Origin of the sequence: Halomonas sp. SIMBA_159 (assembly GCF_046536035.1) — a bacterium.
In the GTDB taxonomy this organism is placed as follows: Bacteria; Pseudomonadota; Gammaproteobacteria; order Pseudomonadales; family Halomonadaceae; genus Vreelandella; species Vreelandella venusta_A.
In genome coordinates this window covers 1-420 of record NZ_JAWJBT010000116.1, presented here as the reverse complement: position 1 = coordinate 420, position 420 = coordinate 1, and the positions used below count along the sequence as shown (strand labels likewise).

Here is a 420-nt window from a genome sequence, read left to right as displayed (position 1 = left end):
GCACCTAAACATTCTTTAAATATAAAATTCATTATAGTTATGGAAGGAAAACAGCCAGATAGAGTTATACAAGCAGAAAAGTTTTTTGAAAAAGCTTTAGCCACAGTAGATTTAACAAACGAATATTATATGATGGAAGTATGGGATGAAAATAAACTAGAGGAATTAGAAAGAGAACTTGTATTAATATTGTAGAACTCAATATAGCTAAACGCATTATTCTAAAAGCACTTTAGATTAAAAATTCTATAGTGCTTTTTTGGTTTATTTAACTTTTCAATTTGAATAGGTTGATTCTTATAACTACAATCGTTTGACCTAAGTGAAAGTGTATTAGTACTGAATAAGATACTTGAAGATATTTATCTTGATATAGCAGCACAAGAAAAGTCCAAACAAAGCCAGATTGAAGAAGAATTA

At 27.9% G+C, this 420-nt stretch carries 1 protein-coding gene; it reads left to right on the top strand.

The window, feature by feature from the left end; genetic code table 11:
- A partial coding sequence (locus tag R0J87_RS18620; protein WP_498888054.1) for a hypothetical protein occupies positions 1–195 on the top strand: 195 nt, incomplete at its 5' end.
- Positions 196–420 lie beyond the last annotated feature (225 nt).